Raw genomic sequence first — 16402 nt, 5'->3', positions numbered from 1 at the left:
GGGCCACGCTTTCGCGTGGCCCGCTCTTCCGTCAACCGAGCAGCTTAGTGCTTGGTCGTGTCGGCGGCCGGCGCGGCAGCCGAGTCAGCCGGGGCGGCCATCGCGGCCGAATCCATGGCCGGCGCGGGGGCCGGAGCAGCAGCCGGAGCAGCGGCGGCCGAGTCAGCGGCCGGGGCCTCTTCCTTGGCGGAGCAGGCGGCGAGCACGATAGCAGCGGCGACGAGAGCGATGCGCTTCATAGTGGAGGACTCCAACGGTGCGGTGATGTGCGCCGTGCGTCCAGAAAGCGCACGGCCCCCCCGGCTGATGTGCCGACGGGGTCAAGCGACAGAAACATACGGCAGTGCACGCCGCTGTCAAGACTCCTTTCTCGCATTCTCGCGCCGATCCACGATCGCGAAACCGTTGCGAGACAAAGATTTTCAGCTGTTTCAGAAAATAGCGGGTCCCGCGTGACCAGTCGCATGACCCGAAATCCGGTACCCGCACCCCACACCCTCCGCTGAGCAGCGCCGGCCTCCCGGGTCCGCCCATGCGTTCCGGCGCCGCTAACCCGGCGCAGACCGCCAACACCGTGGGCACTACTCGCACGGCTTGTGCGCTTTAGGACCGTGCCTTGATGGAGCGGAGTTCCCGATGCCTCCATCCCCCCGTGCCTCACACGATCGTGCCCCGACTCCCCGAAACCCTCGGCGCGCTCAAGCGCTCCGGCTATGCCGCCAATCGTCCGACATCCGTCAAGGACGAGATCCGTCGCAACCTCATTGCGCGTCTGCAGGATGGCGGGCCGCTCTTTCGTGGCGTACTCGGCTACGAAGAGACCGTCATGCCGCAGATCGTCAACGCCCTGCTCGCGCGGCACAACTTCATCCTCCTGGGGCTGCGGGGACAGGCCAAGTCGCGCATCCTGCGCGCACTCGTCACACTCCTCGATGAGGCCATGCCTGTCGTAGCCGGTAGCGAGGTCAATGACGATCCGTTCGCGCCCATCTCCAAGTTCGCGCGCACCCTCATCGACGAGGCCGGCGACGACACCCCCATCGCCTGGGTCGGCCGAGAGCAGCGCTACGTCGAGAAGCTCGCCACCCCCGACGTCACCGTGGCGGACATCATCGGCGACGTGGATCCCATCAAGGCCGCGCGCGGCGGACACCTGCTGAGCGACGAACTCACGATCCACTACGGCATGCTGCCGCGCGCCAACCGCGGCATCTTCGCCCTCAACGAACTCCCCGACCTCGCGGGCAAGGTGCAGGTCGGGCTCTTCAACATCATGCAGGAAGGCGACGTGCAGATCAAAGGCTATCCCGTGCGGCTCGCACTGGATGTGCTGCTCTGCTTCACCGCCAATCCCGAAGACTATACCGCGCGCGGCAAGATTATCACGCCGCTCAAGGACCGCATCGGGTCGGAAATCATCACGCACTACCCCGAGAGCGTGGAGCTCGGCGTGAGTATCACGCGACAGGAGGCGTGGACCCAGCGCGACCACAGCGTGGACATCCGCGTCCCCGATCTCATCGAGGAAGTGGTGGAGCGCATCGCCTTCGAGGCGCGCGACGACAAGCGCATCGACAAGCGCAGCGGCGTGTCGCAACGCATGCCGATCACCGCGATGGAGAACGTGGTATCGAACGCCGAGGCGCGCGCACTGCGCAACGGCGACGGGGAGGCCGTGCCACGCGTGGCCGACGTGTACGCCGCCCTCCCCGCCATTACCGGCAAGATCGAACTCGAGTACGAGGGCGAACTCGTGGGCGGCGCGGCGATCGCCAGGGAACTCATCCGCCGCGCCTGCGATGCCACCCTGCGCGAACGGGCTGGCGATCTCGACACCGACGAGATCATCATGTGGTTCGACAAGGGCAGCGCGCTGCAGGTGGGCGACGACATTGCCCTCCACGTGGTACGCAAAGGCTTCGACCTGGTGCCCGGCCTGGTTGACATGGTCACCATCCTCGGCCTCGCCAAAAAGGGCGACGACGCAATGATCGTCGTGGCCTGCGAACTCGTGCTCGAGGCGCTCGTGGCGCGCCGCAAGATCTCGCGCAGCGATGCGGGGGCGTACGGACGGGCGGAACGGGAGTCGCGACGGAAGCCGGGACAGGAGTACTTCGGGTGAACTGCAGTCTGGGCTGACCGCAGTAACCCGCTCCCGAAGTCCGCGCGAAGCGCGCCCCGACTGCTGTAATCTCCGGTTAAGCCTGCCCTCGCCACGTTGCGGGATGCGTTCCCGTCTTGCGCTGTCCCTCTCGCTTCTCGCCCTCGCGTCTCAGGCCGGCGCACAGGCCGTCCAGCCCCCCCGCGATTCGGCGGCTCGCCGTATTGAACCCATGACCGTGCGGGGCGCTCGTGCCCCGTCGGTCACGGGTGGCGCCACCGTCGTTACGATCCGCCCCGATTCCCTCCCCGTACCGCTCGCACCGGCGCCACATATCGGCGACGTGCTGCGACAGACGGCATTCGTGCTCGTGCGGCAGAATTCGCGCGGCGAAATGGAGATCGGCGTACGCGGCTCGGACTCGCGTCAGGCGGCGGTCATGCTCGACGGGCTGCCACTCACCGTGGGGTGGGACGCACGCACCGACCCGTCACTCATTCCCACCACGGGCGTGGAGCAGATCGTCGTGGTGCGAGGCCTCGCCACGCTCCTTGGTGGCGCCAACACGCTGGGCGGTGTGATCCGCATGGATCTCAATGGGCCGCTTGCGCGCAGTGCCAAGAGCGCGCCGTCGCTGCAGCTCGGCACCGGCTTCGATCAGTATGCGTCGCGCATCCTGTCGGTGAACGGCGCCGTTCCGCTCTCCGTACGCGGAGGCACGCTGCGCGTCCGCGGCGGGATCACCTCCCGCGCGCGTGAAGGGGTTGCGCTCCCCAGCCGCGCGCTCGGCGATGTGGTGACCGGCGGCACGGCCGATCCCGGCGATCCCGCCAACCGTGCGCTCCGCACCAACACCGACGCACGGCAGGTGGATGGTTTCACTGCGTTGCGCTACGACCATCGCCGCGGCGCGTTCGTGGGGCTCACTGCCACCGGCTACGACACGGAGCGCGGCGTGGCCCCCGAGCAGCACCTCGCGTCGCCACGCTTCTGGCGCTACCCCTCGCAACAGCGCACCCTCGCTATCCTGAGCGGCGGCACGGGGCTGCAGCAAACGCCGATGGGCTATGGCTCCCTCAGCGTCAGCGCCGGACGCAGCAACCAGCGGCTCGACATCGAAAACTTCAGCAGCCGCACATACACCACACTCGCCAGCCGCGAGCTGGGCCGTGAAGCGAGCACGGTGTACCGCCTTGAGGGCACGCACTCGCTGCCGCGCAACGCGCAGTTTCGCCTCGCGGGCACGGTGACCAACGTGGTGTACGACGAAACGCTCAACGCGCAGCGATCTACCGCTTCGGCTTCGCGTTACGAGCAGCAGCTCTCGAGCGTCGGCGCCGAGCTGGATGTACCGCTCGTCGAACGCCTGCTCGTGAGCGGCGGCGTGGTACAGGACGAGTCGCGCACGCCGCAAACCGGTGGCCGTCCGGCGCTGGGCACGCTCGCCCGCGCCGGCTGGCGCGTGGGCTCCACACTCCGCCTCACCGACGGCGTACGCCTCCACGCCTCGGGCAGCCGCCGCGCACGCTTCGCCGCGCTCCGCGAGCTGTACAGCGGCGCGCTCGATCGCTTCGACCCCAATCCTCTGCTCCGTCCCGAAACGCTGCTGGGGATCGAGTCGGGGATCACGCTTTCGGGCGGGGCATTCGCTGACCGCGGCCTGCAGCTGCAGGCGGTGGGCTTCGTGCATCGCCTCGATGATGCTGTGGTGCGTATCACGCTCCCGAATCGGCTCTTCCGCCGCATCAATCGCGATCAGATTCGCAGCGAAGGGATCGAGCTGCTCGCCAGCTACGCCCCCGCCGCCCTCAAGGGCGCCACCATCAGCGCCGACGCCACGCTGCAGCACATCCGCGTGATCGATCAGACGATCACCGGCAACGCCAACAACGAACGCCGCGCCGAACACAATCCCGAGCGCCGAGCATCGTTCGCGGTCACGAGCCCCGCGTGGCGCGGCGTGCGCACGAGCCTCATGGCACGTCACATCGGCGCGCAATACTGCCAGCACCCTGACCTAGGCCGGCAGGTGGAGCTCGGTGCACAGACCATCAGCGACGCCGCGGTCACGCGCACCTTCGCAATACGTTCACGCGGCCTGCTGCAGCGCCTTACCGCCATCATCGCGGTGGACAACATCGGCGACCGCGCAGCATACGACCAGTGTGGTCTGCCGCAGGCGGGAAGGACCGTCCGCTTTGGGGTGACGATCGGATGACGCCGCCGCTGGGCTGAACGACGGGCGGCGTCCCGCACGAAGCGTGGCCCCGTTACCGCACCGTCCCCACGCACGTCGCCGTTTGCTCACCCACTGCGAACTTGAGCACGAGCAGCGCGTCCAGCACCTGCATCCGGCCATCACAGTTTGCATCGGCGGCGGGGAACAGGCGCACGGCGCTGGGGATCTGCACCCCGATCAGCGCCTGCTGAATGAGGAGTGCATCGGCGGCGGTCACGCTGCCGTCGTTGTTCACGTCGCCACGTAGCACCGCGCCGGGGGCGGCGAAGTCGTAGCTCCAGATCCCGCGGCCGTAAGTAGCGGCCACGAGGCGGCTGGTGCGCGGGTTGTACACGAGGTCCGTCACGCGCACGGTGGGTAGCCCGGCATTGCGGGTCCAGGTCACCCCGTCATTCGCCGTTTCGTATACGCCGAACATATTGCCGACGTACAAGCGCCCGCCCGGCCCCCACGCCGCGGCCTGCGTGGACACGTCGGGCAGTGTTCCGGTGATATCGGTCCAGTTCGCGCCGCCATCGCCCGTGAGGTACACGTGCGGACCACCACTGCTACCGAAGAGGACCACTGCGCGGTTGGCATTGGCGGGGTCCACGGCGAAATCCGTGACCGTACGCGATGGGAACGTGGTGGCCGGTACGAGCCAGTTGGCCCCGAAGTCACGCGTGTAGCGCACGTTGCCGTCGTTGGTGCCCACGAAGAGCACGTTCGAATCCGTGGGCGCTACGGCGATGGCATTGATCGTCCCCGAGCCACGCGTGAGATCGGGCGACACCGCCACCCAGTTCCCTCCCTGCGTTTCCGAGCGCATGAGGCGGGCGCCACCGAAATAGAGCCGAGTGGAGCGCGTGGGGTCGAGGACGAACGGCGCGATGAACGCGCGACGCCGTTCCACGGCGGTGTCGACCGCGATACCGGTACGCTGGTTGGTGGCGGTGTTGATGCGCACCATGTTGCCGTTCTGGCTCGATACGTAGTAGATGCTGGGATTGTCGGGGTTGATGGCCGTGAAGGCGCCATCGCCCCCCCACACGCCCGTCCACTGCATCATGCCGTTGCGCGTGATGATGGTCCCGTTGTCCTGCAGCCCCGTGAGCACGCCGGTGGGATCGGTGGGGTGCAGCGACAGGCCGGGATAGTGCAGCGCCGTGGCGAGCCCGCTGTTGACGGATTGAAACGACAGGCCGCGATCCCGCGAGAGGAAGGCGCCGCCGTCGTTGCCCACGAACACGCGGCGCGAATCGTTCTCGTCGACTGCGATGGCGTGCCAGTCTACGTGAATGCGCTCGGCCATCTCACGGAACGTGGTGCCGCCGTCGGTGCTGCGATACGCGCGCACGCCACCCACATACATGATGTTGGCGTCGTCGTGATCGACGGCGATCATCAGGTTGTACTCACTCTGGCCGCCGAAGTTGAGACGGCCGTTGGGCTCCGGCACGCGCAGCCCCGTGGCGTCGAGCGACACGCGCGTGCTGGTGGCATCGTCCCAGCGCCACATGCCGCCAAGCTGACGGTCGGGGCGCCCCGCGAGCATCCACACACTGCCAGGGCGCGCGCGCGACACGGCGATCTCCATGCGGATCACCGAGTCGGTGGTGAACGTGGTCACCGCGTTCCACGACGCGCCGCGATCGATCGAGCGCCACAGGCCGGGAGGCGTGGCGCTCCCCGTCACGCCGTAGCGCGCCGCGTACATGATGTTGGGATCGGTGGGGTGCTGCTTGAGATCACTGAAGGTGAGTGCCGCGGTGACCAGCTGCCAGGTGAGCCCCGAGTTGGTGGAGCGGATGATGCCGCGGTTGGTGGCCGCCACCACCGTGGTGGCGTTGGCGGTCCCGGCACTCGCACGGTCCACCACGATGCTGTAGATCGGCGCCGCACTGGCGGCATTGGTGACCGTCACGTTCTGCGCGTACACCGACCAGGTGGCGCCGCCGTTGGTGCTGCGCAGCACGCCGCACCCTGCCGTACTCTCGTTTTGCTCTCCCGTCCCGACGTACACGATCTCCGGATTGACCGGATCGATCGCAATCGCGCCGGTCACCAGGGAGCATTCCGTGTCAGTGAGCGGCACCCAGCTCGCGCCCTCGTTGGTGCTCTTCCACACGCCACCCGCACTCGTGCCCACATAGAGCGTGTTGCGATCGGTGGGGTGAAAGGCGAGCGTCGGCACACGCCCCGCGTCGAGCTGCGGCAGCGAGCCGTAAAACCCGTTGTCCATGTACAGCCCACGTGGACCGATGCTCACCCACTGCTGCGGCTGCGGCACCGTAACCGAGGAACGAAGCGCCGCGCCGCTCGCTGAGCCGACCGCCGCGAGCCATTTGGCAAACGTGACCCCCGTGTTGGCCTCGGTGCTCCCCGCGGCCCCATCCCACTGCTCGATGAGCGCCTTCCGCCGCGCCTCCGCATCTCCCTCACGCTCCTGCGCAGAAAGAGGAGCGCCCAAGAGCAACGCGCCAAGCAAGCCCGCGGCAACCGCTCCCGCCGTTCCTCCGTTCATCGCCTCTCTCATCGCACCGCTCCCCCTCTGAGCTCAAACACCATCCCATTCGACTTGCCACGCGCCGTCTCGATCACCACCTCGTATCGCCCCGCAGGCAGCGGCATCACCGGCGTCGCCCCGCGATCCACGAGAAACGTGTCGTCGGTGGGCACCGTGAATTGCACCGTACTGTCCGACGTGCGCGGGACACTCATGAGCCGCACCCGTCCGAAGTGCACCGTGTTGAGCGCATCAAAACCGCGGCCGGTCGCAGTCACCACCACCACTTTCCCGCCGCTCACATCGGCACTCGACGGCGCGAGCGACGCCAGCACCGGCGTCACCGATAGGGTGGAGGCGCTGCGTGACGCGCAGCCGCCAAGCAGGACAACGGCCAGCGTCAGCGCGGGCCTGCTGGCGCCGCGGCGCATACGCCCCACGGCTGGCATGGCCGCGGTCATTTCCCGCTCTCCCGTCGCACACGGAGCTCTCCCTCTTTCACTGGCTCCCCGCGGGCCGTGATCATCTCACGCACGCTGAGCTCCCAGTGTTCACCGCTCACGGCAGCGGACGAACGCACGAAGAGCAGCCGCACCAGCGCGCCGTGCGCCGTGCCTGCCGCCCAGGCGCCGGCCACCCGCACGGTGCGGTCGTGCGCCTTGCACGCCACCAAACCTTCGGCGTTCGGCGTGGCCGCATCGCATCCAATGAATGTCCACCCCGCCGCGTAGCCCACGTCACCCGTCACGCTACCGAGCGAAAGCGGGACGCTCCCCTCGAGCGTGAGCGCCACGCGGGCGGTATCGCCACTCGTGGCAGCACGCAGGAGGAGCACCGTGCCCGCCTCGGGCTGCGGGGCCTCGGTGAAGTCAGTCTTCCGGCACGCGCCGCCCAGCACGGCAACGGACAGCAGGGCAATGCGAAAGGGTCTCATTGAAAGCGAGAGGTCGGAGGTCGTTGGTCGAAGGCCGTCACATGCAGAGCGGGATCGCGTCACGGGATGATGATGAACGGGTTGTACACCGATGCCGCGCCCGTCACATCCGTCAGATCACCCCGCAGCAGCTGATTGAGGGTGATCACCACCTGATTCCCCTGGTTGCGTCGCAGCACGCGGGCGCTGAAGCGGAATAGCTGCACCGGGCCCGCCACGGGCGTGGCGCTCGCCCAGGTCACCCGCAGAATGTCCTTATTGTCGGACCGCTGGATGACCACGCCGCTACGCAGCGCTTGCCAGGTCGTCACGTCGAAGGGCGCGAAGAAGCTCGTGCTCGTGCCCGGCCACGAGAACTCCAGATCCGCAGCAGCAAACGGCTGCCCGTCGCGCGATACCAACTCCACCACCATCGAGAAGGTGTCGGCCGGCATGCGGTACGTGGTGAGCGTGGTGCGCACAATCGGTCCCGTGCCGCTGCGCGGGATGAACACTTGGAGCGAGTCCGCCACCGAGGGCGTGCGGCTGCCCTGCGCCACCACGAACGTGCGCCCCGGGAGCAGCCCCGTGATGCGGCCATCGGTCGTGACGCTCGCACGCGATGGGTCACGCACCTCCCAGCGGATGCCCACGTTGGCCATGGGTTGCTGCTGGGCGTTGCGCGCTTGAAAAAACGGCAGGAATGAACTCGTGGTCGTAGCCAATTCGAGTGTACGCCGCGCGGTATCCGCATCACTGACCGCCGTGGTGATGAAGCTCGGCTGTGGGGATCCGTCCGTGGGCAGCACGGCCATCGCCCGTGAGGTGACCGTCGGGAAGTTGTCCGCGGCGAAGAGCACCGGGCTGCTGCCCGTGCCGCTTGCCACGGCAAGCCCGGTAAAGCTGGCGCGCCCCTGATCGTCGGTCAGCACCGTGGCGGCCTGCAAGGCACTGCCCACGCGCGTGGCCCGCACCTGCACGCCCGCTTCCGGCGATGCGTTGCCGAGGGCGTCCAGCAGACGGACGATCGGCGCGGGCACGATGGGCGCAAACAGTTCGACCGTGGCCGGCACGTCGCGCTCGATCGCCATCCGTGTCGGCGCGCCACCCACGATCGATGCACTCACGCTCGGCGTGGTCGCAATCTGGTCCGTCCGGAACGTGAGCGTACGCGTGCCCGCGAGCGCGGTCACGGTGAGGGCATCGAAGCTGGCGCGCCCCTGCGCGTTGGTGATGGCAGTGAGCCCCGACGTGACGGCGTCACCGAGTCCGGTGCCCACCGTAGCGGTGACGACACGGCCGGCGACAGCCGCGTTGTTCCCCTCGCTGTCGCGAAGCTGCAACGCGATCGAGTTGCCCGCCGCGCTCGCAGGGAGGCCACTGCGCAGACGGACCGGAGTGCCCACGTAGGCGAGAGCGACGGGCGGCCCAGCCACCAGGTCCACCACGTTCGACGTGGCCGCGGTCAGCCCCGGCGACGCGAATACCAGCGTGCGTCCACCCACCGTGCCGCCGAGGGCCAGGTCGGTGAATCGCGCCACGCCCCCCGTCACGGCCGCGGTGAGCGTGCCGGTCAGCGTGCCCGAGCCGTTCACCGCGGCGACGACTGAGGCGCTGCTGGTGGTAACCAGATTGTCGGCCGCATCGCGAATTTCCACGACCGGCTGCGTCGTGAGGCGAACCCCCGCCACCGCACCGGCGGGCTGCGTGGTGATCACCACTTTGCTGGCCGCACCAGGGTTGACCGTGACCGACACCGCGCCCGACGTACCACTGCTCGTGGCCGTGATGGTCGCCGTTCCCGCCTTGGCGCCCACCACCTGCCCCGTGGGCGCAACGGTCGCGACCGCTGCATCGCTCGAGCTCCAGGTGAACACCGCGGTGGGGACCAGCTTCCCCTTGTTGTCGCGGTACGTGGCGGAGAGAGAGACCGCACTTCCCGAGAGCAGCGTGGTGGATCCCGACGCCGTGACCTGCACGACCGGCGGGACATCGGGCGCGGCGGGGTCGCCGCCGCAGGCTGCGCCGAAGACCGCGAAGAGCGCCGTCGCGGCCAGCGAGGGAGCACGCCGCACACGCAGCGGCGAGCAGAAACGACCAATCAGCACGGGCGATGGGGCGGAAGGGAGTCAACCACGCGAACCCCACACGCTAGAGGCTGGTACTGCATGCCGCCAGAGCGGCGGGTGCCCTGATCCGGGCCGCGCGTCACGGGAGGCACCTCCCGCACCCCGACCCAACACCTACACCGCGCGCCAGAACCCCGACCGCAGCATGGTGGCCAGCGACGCGCCTAGTAGCACGACCGCACACGTCGCAATCGCCGCCGACGCCCCAACACCTCGCGCCAGGGCACCGATGGCGAATGAGCCGATCGCCTGCGACAGCCCGACAAACACCATGGAGTAGAAGGCCATCAGCCGCCCGCGAAACCGCTCCTCCACCATGAGCTGCAGGACGCCGTTGGAGAGGGCGTTCCACGTGATCATGGCGAGCCCGCTGGCAAACAGGAGGGCAAACGCCGCCGGCACTGCGCGCGTGTAGGCAAACGCGATCAGCAGCGAGGGGAAAAGAAGCGCCGCGCCCATGAGTACCCGCCCCTTCCGGGCCCGGTGCGATATGGGCCCCGCCACCAACAGCGCCGCCACGAGCCCCCCGACACCCACCATTGCCAGCATCGCCCCATAGCCCCCCGCCCCAAGGCCAAGCTGATCCCGCGCCACGACGGGGAGCAGCGTGAGGTATGGCCCACCAAAGACCGCCCCCACCGTTACGAGCGCCAGCAGATCGCGCACATGCCCCGGCTTGAGCAGGTACCGCAGCCCCTCCATCGCCCCGCGGGTACTCTCGCGGAGGAGCCGCGCGGTCGAAGCCCCCGCCGTGAGGGGGGGCGACACGTCGCGCCCGCGCGCGTCCGCCCCGTCGCCGTGCGCTCGCGCCGGCAGCGTGATGAGAAACAGCCCCCAGAGCACCGCCACGAAACTCAGCGCATTCACCCCAAAGCACCACGCAATCCCGAACTGCCCGATGATCCCCCCGCCGAGCGCCGGCCCTACCACGCGGGCCAGGTTGAAGCCGCTCGAGTTCAGCGCAATGGCGGGCTGCAAGTCATCGCGCCCCACCAGCTGGATGATCATGCTCTGGCGGGCCGGGATCTCCACGGCGCTGGCCAGCCCCTGGACGAACTGCAGGACCAGCAACAGCGGGATCGTCACCTGCCCCGTCCAGGTGACCAGCCACAACACCGCCGCCTGCAGCAGGAATACCGCCTGCGTGAAGCGTACGATCCGCAGCCGGTCGCCGCGGTCCACCAGCGCCCCCGCATGCATGCTGAACAGCACGATCGGGAGCGCTCCCACGCTGGACACCAGCCCCACGATGAACGCCGAGTTGGAGAGCTGCAGTGACAGCCACCCCACCGCCATCGTCTGCATCCATGACCCCACCAGGCTTAGCGTTTGCCCCGTCCAGAAAATCCGGAAATTCCGATGACGTCGGAGCACGCGGAATGGATTGGACGACCCGGTGGAGGACGTCCTCTCCGCGACGGGAGGGGGCGAGGGCGCGCGAGTTGCTGATGGCATGGGCAATCTTCTTACAAAGTAGCGGTCGGCAGTGACCAGCGGTCTGCTTCTTCTCATCGGCGCCTCCATCGCCGTACTCGTGACCGGATGGATCTGGTATCCTCGGCACATGGCTCGCCGTGGCGCCCGGGTCCCCGCACCGGCGCCCCCCGATCCACCGTCGTGGCCCGCCGTGAGTGTGGTGCTGGCGACCAGGGAGCCCACCCCCCGCATCGTTCAGCGGCTGCAGAATCTGGGCGAGCTCGAGTATCCCGCGCGGGCGCTGCAGTTCGTGGTGGCCCTCGATGCGACCGTCGCCGAGCGACAAGAAGCCGTCCAGCAGGCGCTCGGCTCTGGCGTCGTGGTCGTGCACGGCGGGGCGGCGGGTAAGGCGTCGGCACTCACCGCCGGGGTGCATGCCGCGGCGCACGAGCTCCTGCTGTTCGTGGATACCGCCCAGCAATTCGCTCCGGATGCGCTGCCCTTGCTCGTGAGCGCAGTCCTACGCGAAGGATGGGGTGCCGCGACGGCCACCCTGCAGCCCACCAGCGGCGACGCCCTGATGGACCGGTACTGGCGCCGAGAACTGGCCGTTCGGCTCGGGCAGGCGAGCCGGCACAGTGTGATCTGCGTAACGGGCTGTGCGTACGTGATGCGGCGGCAGTTCTGGCGCGATATGCCGGTCGGGCTGATCTGCGACGACTTGTGGAGCACCTACTCGGTGGTGACCGGCGGCGCGCGCGTCGCCATCGTCCCCGGAGCACGGGTCGTGGACCCACGAAGGTTCTCGCGAGAGCAGGAATTGGCCCGCAGGCTGCGCACCATGACGGGGCTGCTGCAGTTTGTCCTGTGGTTCCCGGGCATACTGAGCGCCCACCGGAATCCCATGCTGATCGACTTTCTGCTCCACAAGCTGGTACGGCCATTGACCCCGCTGCTGCTCCTGGTCACCGGCCTGGCCACGTTTGGGCTTCTCTGGAGGGAGTCGCCAGGGCTTGCGTCCGTGCTGACCACGGCCGGCGCCTCGGCGGGACTCGCTTCGTGGATTCTGGCAGGAATGGGCGAGGGGCGGCTCCCCCGGATGGCACGGACAGGGATCTTTGCCGGCCAGTTGTTGTTTATGCCGTTGAAGGCGCTGGCATTTGCGGCGGCCGGGCGCTGGGACGTGTGGCGCCCCCACCACTGAGGCCGTCGGCAACTGTTTCTCCTCATTAGCCTTACCGAGCGTCCCCATGCGGTTCCACACGTACACCAAGTTCAACCCCCAGTTGGCCGACGCGGTCGACCTGCAGGCGCTGCTCGACCAGCTCGCCGACTTTCTGCTGCAGTCCGGTTTTGCAGGGGGCGATCAGGGGTATTGGGGCGATCCTGCCGACGAAGAGGCGGACCGATCCATCGACGGCCTCAAGGAGGCGATCCTCCGGGCGCTGATCGAAAGCGGGCAGCTGACCCCCGAAATGCTGCAGGCACTCCGCGGCGAGGGGGACGAGGTGAGCGAGGAGAACCTTGCCCAGCTTCTGGACGGGCTGGTGCAACGGCTCATCCAGGACGGGTTCCTGAGCACCGACCAAGGCGCCAACGTGCCGGCTGGGCACCAACCAGTCACCGGCAAGGGCTCCATTGCCCAGGCAGCGGCGAAGGACGTGCAGTTCAACCTCACGGAGAAGGGCGTCGACTTCCTCGGCTTCAAGACGCTGCGCCACTTGTTGGGGAGCTTCGGCAAGAGCAGCATCGGCAGCCATGACACGCCGCAGCTGGCGACCGGCGTAGAGAGCGACGCGTGGAGCAAGCCGTACGAGTTCGGCGACACGCTCAACCTCGATGTACCGGCCACGCTCGCCAACGCACTGGGGCGCACCGGTTCCCTCGATGTGCCGATCGACCTCGACTACAAGGATCTCATGGTGCGGCAGAGCGAGTACCGCTCGAGCTGCGCCACGGTGCTGATGCTCGACACCAGTCACAGCATGATCCTGTATGGGGAGGACCGGTTCACCCCGGCCAAGAAAGTGGCGCTGGCGCTGACGCACCTCATCAAGACCCAGTTCCCGGGCGATACGATCCGGGTGGTGCTGTTTCACGACAGCGCCGAAGAGATTCCCATCTCCTCGCTGGCACGCGCGCAGGTGGGGCCGTACCACACCAACACGGCCGAGGGGCTCAAGCTGGCGCGGCGCCTGCTGATGGCGCAGAAGAAGGACATGCGCCAGATCATCATGATCACCGACGGCAAGCCCAGTGCGCTGAGTATGCCCGACGGGCAGATCTATAAGAACAGCATGGGGCTCGACGGCTACGTGATCGCCGAAACGCTCCGTGAGGTGGCGGCCTGCCGAAAGAGCAACATCATGATCAACACGTTCATGCTGGCGCGCGATCGGGCGCTGGTGGAGTTCGTGAAGCAGATGAGTCAGATCAGCCGCGGGAAGGCGTATTTCACCAATACGATGAGCCTTGGCCAGTTCGTGCTGATGGACTTCCTGCGGAAGAAGACGAAGCGGGTGAGCTAAAACGAACGGGGCCTCTCTGAGAGAGGCCCCGTGTGATGATGCGGTGTGTACGGCTTACGCTTGCGTGCGACGGCGGCGCGCCGCGATGGCCAGAGCGGCCAGACCCGTCGCGAACAAGGCATAGGTGGACGGTTCGGGCACGGTCTGCACCTGGAAGATCACGTCGTTGTAGTCGTAATCGGAATCGTCCATCGCGTCGTCCTCGGCCCCCACGAAGTAGGTGCGGCCGGTGTTGCCATTGAGACGCGTCCCGAGTTTCGTCTGGGTGAGATCCGCGCCGGTGCCATTGGTGAACACGCCGAACTGGATCGGGCCTGACGAGCTATTGGAGGTGTAGTCCACACTGAACGGGCTGTAGGCACTGATGCTCAGATAGAACCCGTTCACCGCGAAGAACGACAAGCTCGAGATATTGGCATAGAGCAGGTTGTCCGTGAGGGCATCATAGATTGACACCGGTCGGGCAGGATTGGCCCCGGCAAGACGGCCGACCAAGTTGACCGTCCAGTCGCCGGCGCCAAAGTAGAACGGCGTTGCGGCCCCCGCATTGTTCAGATAGGTGTTGGGCGTCGGAACGGCGGTGTACGGCAAGAGGTTGCTTGGCGACTCATTATCGCAGTCCGCCGGCACGAGCGACGTATTCGTGAGGACCGCCCCCACGTTACAGACGCTGCCGCGCGCAACGACGTTGTCGTCTGACGTGCGGTTCCAGAACTCAGCATTCGACGTGCCGTTGGCCGGGGCCCCGAACGCCGTAAAGGACTGGGCACCCACCAGCGACGGAACCACTCCGGCCAACGTGACGGTCAGCAGCCCACCAACAAGATTCAATCTCATCTTCAGATTCTCCACAAAAGGAAAAAGGTTGATCGCTTCGACGAGACCACGTAGAGCAATCACCGTGCCGCGGCGGGAGTGCGCCACTCTGGGGGGGGGGCGGCGGCCTACCAGCCGCCGATTCTGAATAGCATCACCGGCACCGTCCGAAGCATGATCCACACATCCTCGACGACGGATTGTCTCCGCATGTACTCAATGTCGAACGCCACCTTCCGGCGCACATCATCCAACGTCTGATCATACGGATTGGAAATCTGCGCGAGTCCGGTAATGCCGGGCTTCACCCGCTGCCGAACGGGATACTCCTGGATCTGCTCCCGCAACCGCACGAAGATACTCGGGCGCTCAGGTCGGGGGCCGACGATGTTCATGTCGCCGATCAAGACGTTGTACAGCTGGGGGAGCTCGTCGATGCGCGTCTTGCGGATGACGCGACCAACCGAGGTCACTCGGTCATCGTTTTGTTTGGCCCAGACCGCGCGTCCGTTCAGCTCGGCATCAACGCGCATCGAGCGGAACTTGAAAATCGTAAATGGAATCCCGCCCAGATCCTCACGACGTCGCTCATGGAGTGCCCGCATCCGACTCCAGCGACGATCAATCCCCACGCGGACCTGCGTGTACACCACCGGGCCGCGCGAGCTCAATCGAATGAGGACGGCGGCAAGCACCATCACCGGCGCGGCAAGCACAAACAGCAAGGCCGCCACGAGCAGGTTGAACACCCGCGCCGCACGCTCCGAGCGCGGCCGTGGGCCGAAGCCGTCCTCCAGACCGGTCCGCGTGTCTGCCGCGCGGGCGTCGGTGGCGCTCAGGGAAGGAGCATGACCTCGCGGCCGGCCCCCTCGACGACTGCTGGTGACCGGTACGACCGATACGGAACTTTTCATGGGCGGGCTGTGGGTTAGCCCTCGTCGCGTCCGTAGTACCACTGGAGAAAGTTCACGAACGCAAAGAGCAGCGACGACAGGATGAAGAACAGCTGAATGACCAGCTGCCAGTTGATGGTACGCTTCTCCGGAATACGGACGTCGTCGCCGCTCTGTACATCGAGTTGCTCCAAGGTCCGACCGTCCTTCACCGCTTTCTTGGACTCCTTCGCACGGAGCACCGTGAGCGGCCCCCGACTCACCTCCAACTCCGACAGATTGGCGTTGACGGCAGGCCCACCCGCCAACATCAGGAGATCGGAGATGGGCCGATCCGGCGCCGCATAGTAGAACCCCGGCCGCAGCACCGCCCCGAGAATGGAAATGCGAGTCAGCACCCTGGTCCGGACCTCGACATTCCGCAAATACCTCGCCAAATGCGCACTCATCTGCTCGTCCAGCTCCGCCCGTAACACGCCGGCCAGGCGAAGCTCGGGAAGATTGAGGACGGACACCCGGAGGCTGTCACGCACATCGACGGTGTCGGAGCGCACGCTGTCCTGACGGACCGTCACGACGAACCGGTCGCCTACACGGAAGTCGCCCTGCTGCAGTCGAGTGCGGGTTGCGGCGAGCGCTGCGGCAGCCCTGTCGCGCGCAGCGCCCTTCGCCCCGCTGGCCACGGTCCGCTCCAACTGCCCCACCAGCTCAGCCAACTGCGCCCGGGTTGCGCGCTGCGGGCCCGACGAGACCACCGCCTGGCCGCCTGCCCACGATGGGGCAAGCGCCAACGCCCCCGTTACCACTACACCACGCAATGCAGCGCGAACGCCACATACCGTAGCAGCCACGCGCCCGGCGCCGGTGATTTCAGTCATGAGA

At 67.2% G+C, this 16402-nt stretch carries 13 protein-coding genes; 4 read left to right on the top strand and 9 right to left on the bottom strand.

Annotated features, from left to right (window positions below):
- Positions 1–44 precede the first annotated feature (44 nt).
- On the bottom strand, positions 45–239 hold the full coding sequence (locus tag ACIQ51_RS04905; RefSeq protein WP_396203893.1) for a hypothetical protein: 195 nt from the start codon (positions 237–239) through the stop codon (positions 45–47).
- Positions 240–652: 413 nt separating this feature from the next.
- Between ACIQ51_RS04905 and ACIQ51_RS04900 the strand changes: the two genes are divergently transcribed.
- Both ACIQ51_RS04900 and ACIQ51_RS04895 read left to right on the top strand, forming a co-directional pair.
- A complete protein-coding gene (locus ACIQ51_RS04900) occupies positions 653–2122 on the top strand; it encodes a magnesium chelatase (protein ID WP_396203892.1) in 1470 nt (489 codons plus the stop codon).
- A 103-nt stretch (positions 2123–2225) separates the two neighbouring features.
- The gene (locus ACIQ51_RS04895; protein WP_396203891.1) at positions 2226–4319 is read left to right on the top strand and encodes a TonB-dependent receptor plug domain-containing protein; all 2094 of its coding nucleotides are present in this window, start codon (positions 2226–2228) and stop codon (positions 4317–4319) included.
- Positions 4320–4371: 52 nt separating this feature from the next.
- Here ACIQ51_RS04895 and ACIQ51_RS04890 read toward each other — a convergent pair whose 3' ends face one another.
- The 5 genes from ACIQ51_RS04890 to ACIQ51_RS04870 all read right to left on the bottom strand — a co-directional run bounded on the left by ACIQ51_RS04890 (position 4372) and on the right by ACIQ51_RS04870 (position 11322).
- Complete coding sequence (locus ACIQ51_RS04890) at positions 4372–6843, bottom strand: dockerin type I domain-containing protein (protein WP_396203890.1); 2472 nt, start codon at positions 6841–6843, stop codon at positions 4372–4374.
- A gap of 8 nt (positions 6844–6851) precedes the next feature.
- Positions 6852–7286, bottom strand: a complete 435-nt coding sequence (locus ACIQ51_RS04885; protein WP_396203889.1) for a hypothetical protein — start codon at positions 7284–7286, stop codon at positions 6852–6854.
- Positions 7283–7759 carry a hypothetical protein gene (locus ACIQ51_RS04880; protein ID WP_396203888.1) on the bottom strand — a complete coding sequence of 159 codons (477 nt, stop codon included), beginning with the start codon at positions 7757–7759 and terminating at the stop codon, positions 7283–7285. The genes ACIQ51_RS04885 and ACIQ51_RS04880 overlap by 4 nt, the downstream gene beginning before the upstream one ends.
- A gap of 59 nt (positions 7760–7818) precedes the next feature.
- Positions 7819–9846, bottom strand: a complete 2028-nt coding sequence (locus tag ACIQ51_RS04875) for an Ig-like domain-containing protein (RefSeq protein ID WP_396203887.1) — start codon at positions 9844–9846, stop codon at positions 7819–7821.
- 135 nt (positions 9847–9981) lie between these two features.
- On the bottom strand, positions 9982–11322 hold the full coding sequence (locus ACIQ51_RS04870; RefSeq protein ID WP_396203886.1) for an MFS transporter: 1341 nt from the start codon (positions 11320–11322) through the stop codon (positions 9982–9984).
- Positions 11323–11431: 109 nt separating this feature from the next.
- Between ACIQ51_RS04870 and ACIQ51_RS04865 the strand changes: the two genes are divergently transcribed.
- Together ACIQ51_RS04865 and ACIQ51_RS04860 are read left to right on the top strand one after the other, a co-directional pair.
- Positions 11432–12487: a glycosyltransferase gene (locus ACIQ51_RS04865; RefSeq protein ID WP_396203884.1), complete on the top strand. Its 1056-nt coding sequence runs from the start codon at positions 11432–11434 to the stop codon at positions 12485–12487.
- Between the two features lie 46 nt (positions 12488–12533).
- Positions 12534–13811 (top strand): VWA domain-containing protein, encoded by a 1278-nt coding sequence (locus ACIQ51_RS04860; RefSeq protein ID WP_396203883.1) that lies wholly within the window; start codon positions 12534–12536, stop codon positions 13809–13811.
- A gap of 54 nt (positions 13812–13865) precedes the next feature.
- On the opposite strand, the gene ACIQ51_RS04855 is transcribed toward ACIQ51_RS04860, so the two are convergent.
- From ACIQ51_RS04855 to ACIQ51_RS04845, 3 genes are all read right to left on the bottom strand, one after another.
- Entirely contained in the window at positions 13866–14648 is a 783-nt protein-coding gene (locus tag ACIQ51_RS04855; RefSeq protein ID WP_396203882.1) for a PEP-CTERM sorting domain-containing protein, read from the bottom strand.
- Positions 14649–14755: 107 nt separating this feature from the next.
- A complete protein-coding gene (locus tag ACIQ51_RS04850; protein WP_396203881.1) occupies positions 14756–15376 on the bottom strand; it encodes a sugar transferase in 621 nt (206 codons plus the stop codon).
- Positions 15377–15555: 179 nt separating this feature from the next.
- Positions 15556–16398, bottom strand: a complete 843-nt coding sequence (locus ACIQ51_RS04845) for a polysaccharide biosynthesis/export family protein (protein ID WP_396203880.1) — start codon at positions 16396–16398, stop codon at positions 15556–15558.
- Positions 16399–16402: the final 4 nt, after the last annotated feature.

This window comes from Gemmatimonas sp., from assembly GCF_044344655.1.
Classification (GTDB): domain Bacteria; phylum Gemmatimonadota; class Gemmatimonadetes; order Gemmatimonadales; family Gemmatimonadaceae; genus Gemmatimonas.
The sequence above is the reverse complement of the archived record's forward strand: the minus strand, read 5'-3'. Positions and strand labels throughout refer to the sequence as shown.